The organism is Silvania confinis (genome assembly GCF_025564085.1).
In the GTDB taxonomy this organism is placed as follows: Bacteria; Pseudomonadota; Gammaproteobacteria; order Enterobacterales; family Enterobacteriaceae; genus Enterobacter; species Enterobacter confinis.
In genome coordinates, this window is sequence record NZ_JAMGZJ010000078.1 from 762,699 (window position 1) to 776,149 (window position 13,451).

Consider the following 13,451-nt stretch of genomic DNA (forward strand, 5'->3'; position numbering starts at 1 on the left):
CAGGAGTTTATATGTCTTCAACCGAAGCAACAAATAAAGCGCCAGCCGTACCTGAAAAAAATAACAAATCAACCCGTGACGAACCGGTATTACAGGTTGAACGTCGGGACTTTATTGATTTGGTGCCGGAAAAACGTCCCCGCGCGCAATCATTACGTGGCTTTGATGATTGCTATACCGATATTGTCGATTATATCGTTCGCTGCACCCACAAAATATGGGATGAACGCGACGTGGGCTTAATTTACACCCACTATACGCACAACTGTATTTTATATAACGCGCTGGGCACGCTGTATAACCGCGAGCAGGTAGTGCAGGACACCCTGCAGCGTTTAGTTGCTTTCCCGGAGCGTCGTGGTATGGCCACCCAGGTTATCTGGAACGGTAACGACGTCGACGGGTTCTATACCTCGCACCTGGTGACCGGCAGCGGGCGTCACACCCAGTTCAGCCATCTGGGCAGGCCGACCAACCGCACCTTCGTCACCCGCACCGTGGCCGACTGTATGATCCACGAAAACAAAATCTACCGGGAGTGGGTGGTCAGCGACAACATGTCCCTGATGAAACAGCTCGGGCTGAACACCGACGAAGTGGCCTTTAACATGGCGAAAGAGCAGTTCGACAAGGGCTTCCGCGTCACCGACATCGGCGAAAATGGCCGCATGCTGGGTCAGTATCCACCGGAAATGGTCTGCGACGTCTCCATCGCCCATACCGACACCGAAGAGCAGTGCCTGCGCTGGCTGCACGAAATTTACAACCGCCGGATGCTCGGCAAGATCAAAGAGGTGTATGCGCCAAACGTGCAGTGGCACGGTCCGCTGATGAAAGAGCTGTACGGCGTGGCGTCGGTGACCCACCAGACGCTGGCCCTGATCGGCATGATCCCCGACGGCGCCTGGCTGCCGCAGCATATCTGCTCCAACCCGTGCGAAGAAGGCGGCACCAAAGTCGCGGTTCGCTGGATTATGGAAGGCCACCATCTGGGCTACGGCGAGCTGGGTAAACCAACCGGTGAACGCCTGTTCGTGATGGGCATGTCTCACTATCACATCATCAACGGCAAAATCGTCGACGAGTGGGTGGTTTACGATCACCTGGCGCTGCTGGCGCAAATCAAACTGGGTCAAATGGAGGATGCGCAATGACAGCTCAATCGATTGTTGACCAGGTCAGCTGGCTGAAACGTCCGCAGGGGCAGGATGCGCAGGCCGATAAGTCGTTAACCGACACCGTCAGCGCCATTATTGAACGCGTCAAGCGTGAAGGCGACGCCGCCCTGAAAGACTACTCGCAGCAGTTTGATAAGGTTGTACCGGCGCAGTTTGAAGTCAGCGCCGAAGAGATTGAAACCGCGCTGCGCGAGATGGATCCGCAGACCCGCCGCGACAGCGAGTTTGCCATTGCCCAGGTGCGCCGTTTTGCCCAGGCGCAGCTTGCCACCATGCTGCCGCTGGAAGTCGAAACCCTGCCGGGCGTGCATCTGGGCCATCGTATTATCCCGGTGCAGACGGTGGGCTGTTACGTACCGGGTGGTCGCTACCCGATCCTCTCCGCGCCGGTGATGTCGATCGTGCCGGCGACGGTGGCGGGCTGCGAGCAGATCATTGCCTGTCTGCCGCCGGCGGCGCATCCGGCGATGATTGCGGTCTGTCACCTCGCCGGTGCGCACCGGATCTTTAAAATCGGCGGCGCGCAGGCGATTGCGGCGATGGCCTGGGGCACCGACAGTGTCCCGGTGGTGGATAAAATTGTCGGGCCGGGCAATGCCTTTGTGAACGAGGCCAAGCGTCAGGTGTTCGGCAAAGTGGGCATCGATGCGCTCGCCGGGCCGAGCGAGATCTTCACCGTCGCCGATGACAGCGCCGATGCGCGCATTATTGCCGCCGATCTGCTGGCGCAGGCGGAGCATGATGTCCACACCCGCGTCGGGCTGGCGACCAGCAGCAGGGCGCTGGCCGAGGGAACGCTGGCAGAAATTGAGCGCCAGCTGACGACATTACCCACTGCCGCCACGGCGGGCGTTGCCTGGCGTCGTCAGGGTGAAATTGTGGTCTGCGACAATGAAGAACAGCTGATTGCCTTTGCCGATTATATGGCGACCGAGCATCTGCAGGTGCATACCCGGGATCCGCACAGCACGGCCGCGAAAATCCGTAACTACGGATCGCTGTTTATCGGCCAGAACGCCAGCGTGGTGTTCTCGGATAAATGCTGCGGCACCAACCATACCTTGCCGACCATGGCGGCCGCGCGCTATACCGGGGGACTGTGGATCGGAGCCTACGTCAAAATTTGTACCCATCAGTGGATTGACGATCACGGGATTGCGGCGATTGCCGAGCCTGCTATCCGCCAGAGCCGCACCGAGGGGATGCAGGGGCACCGTCGCGCCGCGGAAATCCGCCTGCGTCCAGAAGCACTCGACGCCATTACGTCCGGCTTACGGGACTAAATGCGACGGGAGGCCGGGCACTGGCCTGGCCTCCGGCATTGATTAAGGGAACACGATGCGAAACAAACGGCTGATCCCTCCGGCAGATTGCCCCGAGGAGATAACCCGACGGCTGGCCATTATAGAAAGCCGAGCGGATCTGAATGCCATTCTGGGGATTAATCCGCACGCGCTGGCGCAGGCGCAGCAGTGTCAAACGCGACGGCGTCGCGGAGAGCCTACCGGGCCATTACACGGCGTGCCGTTGATTGTGAAAGATAATATCGCCTGTGCCGGACTGCCGCTGACGTTGGGCTGTTCGGCCCTGCATGCGCTGCGGCCGACAGCCGATGCGCAGGTGGTTCGCCGGTTGCGCGATGCCGGGGCCATTATTCTGGCGCGCGCGAATATGTCCGAGTTTGCCTTTGACGTCCGCTCCCGCAGCTCGCTCGGGGGCGACGTGCGCAACCCGCTGTTCCCGAGTGTGACCGCCGGAGGCTCTAGTGGCGGCAGCGCTGCGGCGGTGGCGGCAGGGATGGCAGACGGGGCGTTGGGCACCGATACCGGCGGCTCGATTCGTATTCCGTGCAGCTATACCGGGCTGGTGGGGTTACGGCCGCGAGTGCGTCGGGAACAAATGCAGGGCATTGCGCCGCTGTCGCTAAGTAAAGATACGGTGGGGCCGATGGTCCACTGCGTGCAGGATGCCGCCTTGCTGCACGGGATTATTCACGGGCATGCGCCGTCAACCGTGGAAAGCGTGTCATTGAAAGGAGTACGATTTGGCACGATCCGCGCCCTCGAAGGTGACGATCCGCATCAGCTTGAGGCCTGGCACGCCGCTATCGCCAGGCTGAGGCTGCATGGCGCGGTGGTGGTGGAAGTGGACATTCCACTGCTGCGTGACGTGGAAATGGCGACCTGCCTGAGCCTGTATGAGTTTCGCGTGGCCTTCGACGGCTGGTTGCAAAATCATCCCGGCGCCCCGCGCGATCTTCAGACCCTCGTCGCCTCCGGGCAATGTTTACCGGAGTTCTTGCCGCTGCTGACCCGCATGTTGTCCTCCAGCACGCTAAAAACCCCGGAATGGCTCGCCGGACGGCGTTTGCGGCGGGCATTACGCACGGCGCTGGCGCAGGCGGCGGAGCAGGGACGCATTGACGCGTTTCTCTACCCGACGGTGTGTCGCTTGCCGGACAGCCTGCAAAAAATGCCGCCCGGCCACGCGCCCGAGCTGGCGGCCATCAGCGGCTTTGCGGCGATTACGCTCCCCTGCGCAAGAACGCGAAACAACTTCCCGGTGGGGCTCGAAATCCTCTCGACCGCCGAGGATGAATCCCCGCTGCTGGCGCTGGCCGCCGCTTGCGAAACGGCCTTTAGTCCGCGATAAACGGCAGCCGTCTGCGCGCCCTCGAGGCGGGCTGGACGGCGGCTTTCGCGATCGCCTCACCGATTTCGGCACTCACCACCAGCCCCTGCACAAAGGGGCGGTCGTGCATCAGGTAGGGCAGCGCACCAAAGGCAATTTTACCCCGCAGGTATTCCGGTGCGAGGAGGGTGTAATCCTCGCCGACGTCCGGGATCTCTTCTCCGGCAGACTCGAGCTGCTTGCGCAACACCGGGAACGGCAGGTCTTTGGTTTTGAGCGGCTTCTGCCCGCGGGCGTCGATAAAGGTATCGAACGACCAGCTGTTGCCCTGGGCGTTAATCACCGTTCGATCTGTTTTTAGCGCCATTTCATAATCCGCACCTAACGTCAGAATGCTGATTACGCCCGCCTCGCGCAGGGCCAGCAGCCGGCGAATCGATCGCGACGGAATGGCCGCATAGTTGTCGATAAACACCCGCGCCAGTCCGGCGTTAAAGCGCTCCCGATCCTGTTCGTTAAGATGAGGGACAATTTTCTCTACGGCCTCGTGCAGGCGCAGGATGGTGTAGCGCCACGGCACCGTGCGTTTGTCGCGCTTGTTGCGTTCCACTTCATCGAGATTCGACACCGCCCAGCGGAACGGGCCGTGCTTTTCCCGGTCGGCAAACCAGGCCTCGCGAAGCGTGTCGGCCGTGAGGGTGTGCAGCGCGATAGCGTCGCTCCAGGCCGGATCGGCGTGCTGCAGTTCCGCCACCATCAGCTGAAAAATGCGCTCGAGTAGCCCCTCAGAGCCCGCCTCGATAGCCGCGTCTATCGCGGATTCCGTGGCAATGGTTAACGGCTCATAAGGGATCGGGCAGTAGAAATCCGCTTCCGGCAGGATGCCCGAGCGGGACATCAGCACCATCTTCAGCGCCTCGCTGCCTTTATCCAGCCTGAAGTGGATTTGCTCGGCATCGGACTCGTCAAAGGTGCCGTGCTGGATGGCCACGGCCATCGCCGCGTCCAGACCGCTCAGCGACGTCCCCATAATGCCCACGTTACCGGCCGCGATGGTCGCCTCCATCAACCCCGACCACGGGCTGGGGAAGAAGGCCCGCGATGAGGCGTCTTCCTCCGGCCAGACGTGCCCGGTGGCGATCGCTACCAGGTCGAACGATGTTGGCTGCGGATCGTGCGTCGTCCACAGATCCACCCCCTCCGGCGTGGCGGCAATGTCGATAACCGGACAGGATTCCTGAACGGTGATCTCAAACCCCTGGGCTCTGGCCCGCTCAACCAGCAGTAAAAACTGGTCGCGGAAATATTCACCCAGCAGAATGCGCGGCAGAAATTGCCGGTCGTGCAGCGTAGCTTTTTGCACCCCGTAGCGCGCCAGATGCGCATCATTTTGCGCGCGCAGCCAGTCGAGATAGGTCGAGAACAGGGGCGGGATTTCGATACTGGCGATATTGGCCAGCATCAGTCTGGAGTTGTCTTCGTCGCTGTAGGGCATCCCCACACCGGCTTTGTCTGCTTGCTCATAGACTGAGATGCAAAGCGGTGTCCTGGTTTTCAACAGCGAATACAGCGTATAAATGCCGGTCGGCCCTGCGCCAATAATGGCAATCCTTTTCATTATGCTCACCCTTTATCATTATTGCCTGCCATCGTTTCAGGCGATGCGCGTCATATCCATGAAAAGTAAGTGTGGTCGAAAACGGCGAATCAGCAACTGGCGCGGTATGGCGTCCCGTGAATCATCATTACTATGTATATATTTAATATGAATTATTCATCTATTTTATTGATTTTGATATATAAAATGAAAATACCCCAACCGGCCTGCGACAATTTTCCTCAGTTGATTCATATCAAGTACCTCTAAAGCATTATAAGGAAGAATACCCCTCTTTTTTTAGAGGGAATAACATGTCAGAACCAAAAGAAAACCGGGACAGCGTCTTCCCCTCCATCACGCGCAGAAGCTTGCTCAAAGCGGGCTCCGCGCTGGTCACGCTGCCGTTTGTGATGTCCGGTAAGAGCTTCGCCATGCAGGCCAATGCGCCTGAAACCGCACAGGCGTCGGGCGCCGCAGAACGCGTCGTCCAGACCTGCAGTACCTTTGACTGCGGCGGAAAATGCGATATCCGCGCCCACGTCGCAGACGGGGTGATTACCCGGATCACTACTCGCCCGGATAGCGAGTTGGATCCCCAGATGCCGATTATGCGCGCCTGCGTGCGCGGCCGAAGCTATCGCAAGTTTGTTTACCATCCGGACCGCCTGAAGTATCCGATGAAGCGCGTGGGCAAACGGGGGGAGGGCAAATTTGAACGTATCTCCTGGGAGGAAGCCACGACCCTCATCGCCAACAACCTGCAGCGGATCACCGCTCAATATGGCCCGGCATGCCGTTTTGTGCATAACAATACCGCGACCAGTGGGGGCACTTTCTCCGGGGATAAAATGATGCGCCGCCTGCTTAACCTCACCGGTGGCTATCTGGAGTATTACCACTCGGTCAGCATGGGCAACACCGCCGCCGCCACGCCCTATACCTATGGTGCGGTCGCCAGCGGAAACTCGCTGGATACGCTGGCAGAGACGAAGCTGGTGATCCTGTGGGGCCACAACCCGACTGAAACCATCTTTGGTCACAGCAACCACTATTTTCAGCAGATGAAACAGAACGGCACGCGCTTTATCGTCGTCGACCCGCGCTATTCCGACACCGTAGCGTCACTGGCCGATGAGTGGATCCCGCTGCTGCCGTCGACCGACAACGCGCTGATGGATGCGATGATGTACGTCATTGTCAGCGAAAATCTGCATGATAAAGCCTTTATCGAACGCTATACCCTCGGCTTTGACGAAGCCTCTATGCCCGAAGGCGTGCCCGCCAACGAGTCGCTGGTGGCGTACCTGATGGGCGACAAAGACGGCCAGGTTAAAACCCCCGAGTGGGCAGAAAAAATTACCAATGTTCCGGCGCAAACGATCCGCCAGCTGGCGCGCGACTATGCCAACACCAAACCGGCGGCGTTAATTCAGGGCTGGGGGCCGCAGCGTCATAACTGCGGTGAGCGCACCGCCCGCGGGTCGACGCTGCTGGCGACCCTCACCGGCAACGTCGGGATTAAAGGCGGCTGGGCGGCAGGCTACGGCGGCTGCGGCAATCGTAAGTTCGCGGCAGGGCCGGAAATGCCGGATAACCCGGTCAAAGAGAGTATCTCGATCATGAACTGGGTGCAGGCCGCCGACGATGCCAGCAAGGTGACGGCTGACGCGGGCCTGAAAGGGGCGGAGACGCTCAACAGCAATATTAGGATCCTCTTTTCCCTTGCGGGAAACTATCTGGCAAACCAGAACCCGGATCTTCACCAGGCGGTGAAGGTGCTGGAGGATGAGTCAAAAATCGAGTTTATCGTCGCCAGCGATCTCTACATGACCCCGAGCGCCCGCTATGCGGATCTGCTGCTGCCGGAAACCAGCTTTATGGAGCGCTGGAATATCGGCGAAACCTGGGGCACGGCAAGCTACCTGATCCTGTCTGAAAAGCTGATTGAGCCGGAGTTTGAACGTCGCTCGGACTATGACTGGCAGCGTGAGGTCGCCGCTAAACTGGGGATTGAATCACAGTTCAGCCAAGGCCGCACCGAACAGCAGTGGATTGAACATATCTGGGAGCAGACCCGCCTGTCGATGCCGGATGAACATCTGCCTACGTTCAGTGAACTGCGGGTACAACGCAAGCATCTCTTTAAAAGTAAGCCGTACGTGGCGTTTGAAGACAACATTCGCGATCCGCAGAATCACCCGTTCCCGACGCCGTCCGGGAAAATTGAGATCTTCTCTCAGCGTCTGTACGACATGCACAACCCGGAAATCCCTGCGCTGTCGCATTACGTTCCGGCGCATGAAGGCCCGGAAGATGCACTCGCGAAGCAGTTCCCGCTTCAGCTGATCACCTGGAAAGGGAAAAACCGCGCCAACTCCACGCAGTACGCCAACCCCTGGCTGCAGGAAGTGCAGGTGCAGAAATTGTGGATCAACCCTCTCGATGCGCAACAGCGCGGGATACGCCAGGGCGATACCGTGCGTATTCACAACGCGCGGGGTATCTGCCAGGTACCGGCAGAGGTCACCGTGCGCATTATGCCGGGCGTCGTCGCCATGCAGGCCGGGGCCTGGTGGCAGCCCGATGCCGAGGGGGTCGATCACGGTGGCTGTGCCAACGTCCTGAGCTCGGCGCGTATCACCCCGCTTGCGAAAGGCAATTCTCATCAAACCATGCTTGTGGAGGTCGCAAAGTATGCGTCAGCAGTATAAGGAATACCCACCTGTCAGCGATAAGCAGCTTGGCTTTTTCATTGACTCGTCGCGTTGCTCCGGGTGCAAGGCCTGCCAGGTAGCCTGTAAAGACAAGAATAATCTCGAGGTCGGACGGCGTTTTCGTCGCGTCTATGAGGTGAAAGGGGGCGGGTTTATCCCGACCGGGCAGGGCGGCTTAGCGAATAACGTCTATGCGTACACGCTGTCGATCTCCTGCAACCATTGTGCGGATCCGATTTGCACCAAAAACTGCCCGACCACGGCGATGCATAAGCGCCCTGGGGATGGCATCGTGCGCGTTGACACCACCAAATGCGTCGGCTGCGGGTATTGCGCCTGGTCCTGTCCCTACGGCGCGCCGCAAATGAATGAGGAAGCCGGGCAGATGTCAAAATGCGATTTCTGCGTGGATTTGCAGGCCAAAGGCGAACAGCCGATGTGCGTGGCAACCTGTCCGCTGGGGGCGATCCAGTTCGGGCCGATTGATGAACTGCGCGCGAAGTACGGCAACCTTTGCGACGTGCAGGGCTTACCGGATTCGTCCATCACCCGGCCAGGCCTTGTGATTAAACCGCATCAGGGCGCGGAGAAAGAGGAGCAGCCGCATGCATGAGTTACCGCTGCTGATGTTTACCCTGCTGGTTCAGGGCTCGGTTGGCATGACCCTTTTCCTGACCCTGTCCGCCCGCGCGGCGTCGCGCGTGCCGGAGGTGAAAACCCAGCTTCTGCCGGGAATGTTGATCGCCTGCATGGCCGGGGGCCTGGGGCTGGTGATTTCTACGCTGCACCTCGGCTATCCGCTGAATGCGTTTAATGCCCTGCGTCATGTCGCCAGTTCATGGTTGAGCCGTGAAATTGTCTTTGCCAGCCTGTATCTGGCGGCGTTGGGCCTGTGTACGCTGATGATGCTGGTCAGAAAACAGCTAATTCCTCTGCTGCTGCCCGTCGCTGCCGTGCTGGGACTGGTCGATGTCTGGTGCATGAGCGCGATCTATGCCCATACCGCCGTCATCACCTGGAGCCACTTCAACACCTGGGTGATGTTTTATGGTGCCGTTGGGGTGATGGGCGCGGCGGCGCTGGCATGGCTGCCGATGTTGAAGGTCAGGTCGGTGGCGTACGAGCGTCAGACAGTGATGCGCGTCGCGGCGGTGGTGGTCGTGACGATACTGGCGGTTCGTCTGCTGGTGCTGCCGAACTATATGGCCTATCTGGCGAGCGCCAGCCTGAGCGGGGTGGTCACTCTGCCGCACCAGCCGATGGCGATCTTCACCCAGATAAGCGGTCTGCGGCTGTGTAGCTGGGCAGTGTCCATTCTCGGCGCGCTGTTGTTTGCGATTAGCGCATGGCGCGACCGCAAGGTTGGGCTGATGGTCGGCAGTCTGCTGCTGGTGCTGGCTGAAGTGCTGTTCCGCTTTATGTTCTTCTGCATTAACTGATGGCGTTATTTCGCCTGACGCAACCCCCCGCGCCGCCCGGCGTGGGGGGGGCCTGCTTGCACAAACTTCTTCCTCGCCACGACTGCCAGGCCTGTGTGGCGGTATGCCCGGTGCAGGCCATTACCGCAACGGACACCGCGCCAACTCTTAACGCGGCTGAATGCCTGCACTGCGGCCGTTGTTTGTTCGTTTGTCCGACGGATGCGCTGGATCATCTCCAGCCTGAAACCCGTCGCTTTCGCGCATCGACACTGGTTGCACCGTTTTCTACGCTGGAGCCGTTCGTTGATGAGTTGTTGATGTGGCATCAGCAGGTGGGGATCCGGGCGGTAGAAATGGATATCGAGACGTTTCCCGGCTGGGTGCGCGCCGTTGCGGCTCTGAATATCCGGCTTCGGGAGCTGAATATTCCGGTCTGGCAGATCCTCCCGCCGCCGAAAAAAACGATTAATACGGCGCGCCGACATTTTATCAAAGCCAGCGAAGTGGGTGTGCAGTCAGCCACCGTTCCGACCGGGCGTCGGGCCCGTCGTCAGGCATTTTTTGTCGTCAGCGAATATCAGCTGTCGCTGGATCACGCGCAGTGTACGGTCTGTGGCGCCTGTAGCAGGGTCTGTGGGGAGAAGGCGCTTCGCCTGAGCGACGGGGCGCTGACGTTCTGGTCGTCATCCTGTACCGGCTGCAACAGCTGCGCGGTGGTCTGTCCCGTGAATGCTTTACGCATCGACGAGCAGGTGAGTGAAAACAGGGAGCTGCGCTTTAGCTCGATACAGAAATCCTGCCGTTGCTGCCAGCGGGAGTTTTATACCTTTGATCCGGAAACGGAACGCTGTGCGGTTTGTCAGCGGCATATTTATGGTATGCGAGAGGCGTAAATTATTATTGCATATGGTCGAATTGGCTGTATTTAAGAAGTTTCCAACGAAAATTCTTAAATATATACACCCATCTATATGCGTTTCAACGGAGTATAACTACCAGGGGGGAATAACCCGAAAACCGAACCTTCGTCAATTCATTCAAGGTAAATAATAAATATTGTGTATATGTAATGGTTGTTTAATATTACTTGTCATCTGAAAGTGGAAGTGACTTTTTGAAGGGAGATCTACTTATGGACTGTTAATTGGTTGATTCATCGCAGTAACTTGTTCTAATATCATTTTTCAACAAACACGATTTGCCTGGCAACTATTCTTTAAGGATAAGGGATTATTATGGCGGATACATTCCAGAATGAAGTTTCCACGTTGCAGGAAAGATTTCGTGCCCTAACAGGTTGCCATCAACCTCTCAACTTCGCGCCATGCAGACGATGTACAGGTTATTACGTGCTCTGAAAATCTTTCTCCTCCACAACGCTGTTTTCAAAAAAGAACTCACATAAATTCTTCAGGGTTGAACGTTTCCCGGGAATTATGCCAGGAAATGAGTCCGCTTGTCTTCAATGAAAACGTGGGCATCTCTTTCACTGGATTAAACGTGAATATGCGGATGTTAGTGAATACTGAAACAGCCCGATTCCCGGAGCAGACTGAACCATCTACTTTTTTTTGCTGAATATCAGTCTTGGCGGGTATTCAGCAAAAAAATAAATCTGCTGGCCTGACCTTATGCGCTTTGGGTTCCTTGAATAAGGAAAGCGATGGGCGGTAGCGTGTCCGGAACTGATAAAAAGAGAATCTCATGGAAAATCCAGCCTCCCTGTGCCTGACCCTGACTCATACAAAATTTCTGCCCGAGCACGGGCAGTTTAAGCTGCTGAACCTACTGAAGCTGGAGGAAAGCGATCTCACGCGTTACGAGTGGCATCAGAAATCACAGTCGTTCCGCCTTAGCTGGAATGAGGAAGAGGGGATCGGGCTGGAGTTTGACCGTACACAAGGAGTGCACGCATGAGCACCAATCCCCCGATCAGATTCAGCCACAACCATCACCAGCTGTCGGTGAAGGGATGTAAAGCCGAGCCCGATGTGCTGGCGTTTGAAGGTGATGAAGCCCTGAGCCGGCCTTTCAGCTATCTGGTTCCGTTTCACCACCGACACGCGCCTCAATATCGATGTGGTGGAGTTTTACGACAGCCAGCAGGGTTACGAGAAAGGCCTGACCAGCGGACAACATCTGCAGGTATCTGCCGGGCAGAACCTGATAGCCACTGCCGGTAAAAATGCAGACGTCAGCGTGGTGAAAAATCTGTTCATCGGGGTAGGTAACGCCCTGAGCGTGTTTGTTCGCAAGTTTGGGATCAAGCTCATCGCGAACCAGGGGCCGGTGCAGGTACAGGCACAGAACGACCTGATGGATCTGATCGCCCGCGGCGAACTCAGTCTCACCAGTACCGAAGATGAAATTCATATTACTGCGAAGAAAAAAGTGACGATTAACGGGGGCGGAAGTTATATCACGCTTGATGCCAATGGCATTGAGTCTGCCACTCAGGGGGATTACCGGACCAAAGCTGGGCATTATGGACGAAAAGATAAGGCCAATGAGCCAAAAGACTTCCCGAATATGGCACCTGAAACGACCGAATCTTCCAGTAAATTCAGCTTTTCCTGACAAGGAGTCACAACATGATTATCAGTCCTCCGTTTCTGAGAGATAAAGATGCCACTCAGTCTGACGCAGAGTGGGTTAAAGCGATGATGCCTGTCAATCCTCGCCGGGGATATCCTCTCAATGCATCAGAGTCCTGGCATGGGGGCATCCATATATTGCATACGGATGCAGGCGCAACGTCGGAGAAAGTAAGGGCAATCGCTGACGGGACGGTGGTATCGTTCCGCAAGCCCTCCTCGCCAGAGAAAAGAGACCAGATCCCACTGAAATATGCCCCTGTCAGGGGAACGGATGATGGCTATGTTTTATTGAAACATGAGACAGAAATTGGTTCCGGAGAGGACGGTAAGGTCGTTTTTTACTCTTTGTATATGCATCTGAAGTTTTTGGAAGCAGAGATAAAAGCTGACGCCAAAATCTACCGTAAAGATCCGCTAGGCTCTTCCGGTATGACTGATGGCCAGAATGAATTTCACTTCCAGGTTTTCTGTGATAATGACAACATCAGCAAACTGACTGGCCGAAAAACGAAGGAACTGGATATTTCGAAGGATGGTCGTAGTGATGCGGTTTACGGTGATATCCATTTTTATCTGCCAGCAGGAACAACGTTTTACGACAAAGCACCCGCAAATAACAATACTTCCCTGGCCGGGCTTTCTGAGCTGTATACCAGTAGTGCGCCTCTGTATGTCAGCATGACTCTGGCACAAGGCAACTGTACGATGGTGACCCGACAGAAGAATACACAGACTGTCGGGAAGTATGATCTGCTGGGCGAGCCGCTGGTTAACGCCGATGGTGAAGATTATGAATACAATCTTTATAAAACTGCTATGCGGAATTATAAGGAAAGCCCCAGTGCCGGATTTGAGTTGCTTCGTTTTGGGCGGGTACGAAGCTCAAAGCAACAGGCTTATCTGCTGTTTACCATTCGAGTGGGAAAAAAGCACAATAGATGCCAGGTATAAATGGCTGATGACCGGTCTGCCCTGGGAGCTGTGTACTTCAGAAAAAACGGCCATATGGCAGGTTCCCGGGAGGCAGGAATCAAATGAACGAACGCTGATGAGTGAGGAAGACTATGGCAAATTTAAACAGCATGCAGAAGCGCTGTGCTTTGATGCCGGAGCGTTTAGTTCTGGTCGGTTATGGCACTTTCACCCTGTTGAATTCATTAGTTTTGTCCGAAAATGTAACTGGCTAAGTGAACAGGACTTTATTAGAACGATCAGAAAAACAGTAAAGAATGAATCTACATTAAGAGAAGAAGGACGGCTCACGGAAAAAACAGTCATTGAGCATCTTAATCAAGAGAAAGAAAAATCGA

9 protein-coding genes and 3 pseudogenes are annotated in these 13,451 nt (G+C 56.5%); 11 read left to right on the plus strand and 1 reads right to left on the minus strand.

The genetic code is table 11. The features are described 5' to 3' along the window. The first annotated feature begins 11 nt into the window (after positions 1–11). The 3 genes from M8013_RS21565 to M8013_RS21575 are packed head-to-tail and all read left to right on the plus strand — an operon-like array spanning position 12 to position 3,830. Positions 12–1,154, plus strand: coding sequence for a nuclear transport factor 2 family protein (locus M8013_RS21565; protein ID WP_271269800.1), 1,143 nt, complete (start codon positions 12–14; stop codon positions 1,152–1,154). Next, entirely contained in the window at positions 1,151–2,461 is a 1,311-nt protein-coding gene (gene hisD / locus M8013_RS21570) for a histidinol dehydrogenase (RefSeq protein WP_271269801.1), read from the plus strand. The genes M8013_RS21565 and hisD overlap by 4 nt, the downstream gene beginning before the upstream one ends. Positions 2,462–2,516: 55 nt before the next feature. Further along, entirely contained in the window at positions 2,517–3,830 is a 1,314-nt protein-coding gene (locus M8013_RS21575; RefSeq protein ID WP_271269802.1) for an amidase family protein, read from the plus strand. Here the strand turns inward: M8013_RS21575 and M8013_RS21580 are convergent. Continuing rightward, positions 3,817–5,427: an FAD-NAD(P)-binding protein gene (locus M8013_RS21580; RefSeq protein WP_271269803.1), complete on the minus strand. Its 1,611-nt coding sequence runs from the start codon at positions 5,425–5,427 to the stop codon at positions 3,817–3,819. The genes M8013_RS21575 and M8013_RS21580 overlap by 14 nt on opposite strands. A 293-nt stretch (positions 5,428–5,720) precedes the next feature. Here M8013_RS21580 and M8013_RS21585 point away from each other — a divergent pair, with 293 nt between their 5' ends. The 8 genes and pseudogenes from M8013_RS21585 to M8013_RS21615 form a co-directional block, all read left to right on the plus strand. After that, entirely contained in the window at positions 5,721–8,120 is a 2,400-nt protein-coding gene (locus M8013_RS21585; RefSeq protein WP_271269804.1) for a DMSO/selenate family reductase complex A subunit, read from the plus strand. Continuing rightward, positions 8,104–8,736: a DMSO/selenate family reductase complex B subunit gene (locus M8013_RS21590; RefSeq protein ID WP_271269805.1), complete on the plus strand. Its 633-nt coding sequence runs from the start codon at positions 8,104–8,106 to the stop codon at positions 8,734–8,736. The genes M8013_RS21585 and M8013_RS21590 overlap by 17 nt, the downstream gene beginning before the upstream one ends. Further along, positions 8,729–9,562: a dimethyl sulfoxide reductase anchor subunit family protein gene (locus tag M8013_RS21595; RefSeq protein ID WP_271269806.1), complete on the plus strand. Its 834-nt coding sequence runs from the start codon at positions 8,729–8,731 to the stop codon at positions 9,560–9,562. Before M8013_RS21590 ends, M8013_RS21595 begins: the two co-directional genes overlap by 8 nt. Before the next feature lie 56 nt (positions 9,563–9,618). Continuing rightward, positions 9,619–10,437: a 4Fe-4S binding protein gene (locus tag M8013_RS21600; protein ID WP_271269807.1), complete on the plus strand. Its 819-nt coding sequence runs from the start codon at positions 9,619–9,621 to the stop codon at positions 10,435–10,437. Positions 10,438–11,248: 811 nt separating this feature from the next. Continuing rightward, positions 11,249–11,461: a hypothetical protein gene (locus tag M8013_RS21605; RefSeq protein WP_271269808.1), complete on the plus strand. Its 213-nt coding sequence runs from the start codon at positions 11,249–11,251 to the stop codon at positions 11,459–11,461. Beyond that, positions 11,458–11,595 (plus strand): annotated as a pseudogene (locus M8013_RS23655) (type VI secretion system tip protein VgrG); the annotation flags it as partial. The gene M8013_RS21605 and the pseudogene M8013_RS23655, both read left to right, overlap by 4 nt. Positions 11,596–11,665: 70 nt before the next feature. Beyond that, positions 11,666–12,121: pseudogene (locus M8013_RS21610) on the plus strand (DUF2345 domain-containing protein); the annotation flags it as partial. Positions 12,122–12,135: 14 nt separating this feature from the next. Beyond that, a pseudogene (locus M8013_RS21615) lies at positions 12,136–13,372 on the plus strand (M23 family metallopeptidase); the annotation flags it as partial. Positions 13,373–13,451: the final 79 nt, after the last annotated feature.

Coding starts and splice junctions, on each gene's coding strand:
- hisD (WP_271269801.1), top strand. CDS start 1,151: ATGACAGCTCAATCGATTGTTGACCAGGTCAGCTGGCTGAAACGTCCG.
- M8013_RS21585 (WP_271269804.1), top strand. CDS start 5,721: ATGTCAGAACCAAAAGAAAACCGGGACAGCGTCTTCCCCTCCATCACG.
- M8013_RS21595 (WP_271269806.1), top strand. CDS start 8,729: ATGCATGAGTTACCGCTGCTGATGTTTACCCTGCTGGTTCAGGGCTCG.
- M8013_RS21580 (WP_271269803.1), bottom strand. CDS start 5,427: ATGAAAAGGATTGCCATTATTGGCGCAGGGCCGACCGGCATTTATACG.
- M8013_RS21605 (WP_271269808.1), top strand. CDS start 11,249: ATGGAAAATCCAGCCTCCCTGTGCCTGACCCTGACTCATACAAAATTT.
- M8013_RS21565 (WP_271269800.1), top strand. CDS start 12: ATGTCTTCAACCGAAGCAACAAATAAAGCGCCAGCCGTACCTGAAAAA.
- M8013_RS21575 (WP_271269802.1), top strand. CDS start 2,517: ATGCGAAACAAACGGCTGATCCCTCCGGCAGATTGCCCCGAGGAGATA.
- M8013_RS21590 (WP_271269805.1), top strand. CDS start 8,104: ATGCGTCAGCAGTATAAGGAATACCCACCTGTCAGCGATAAGCAGCTT.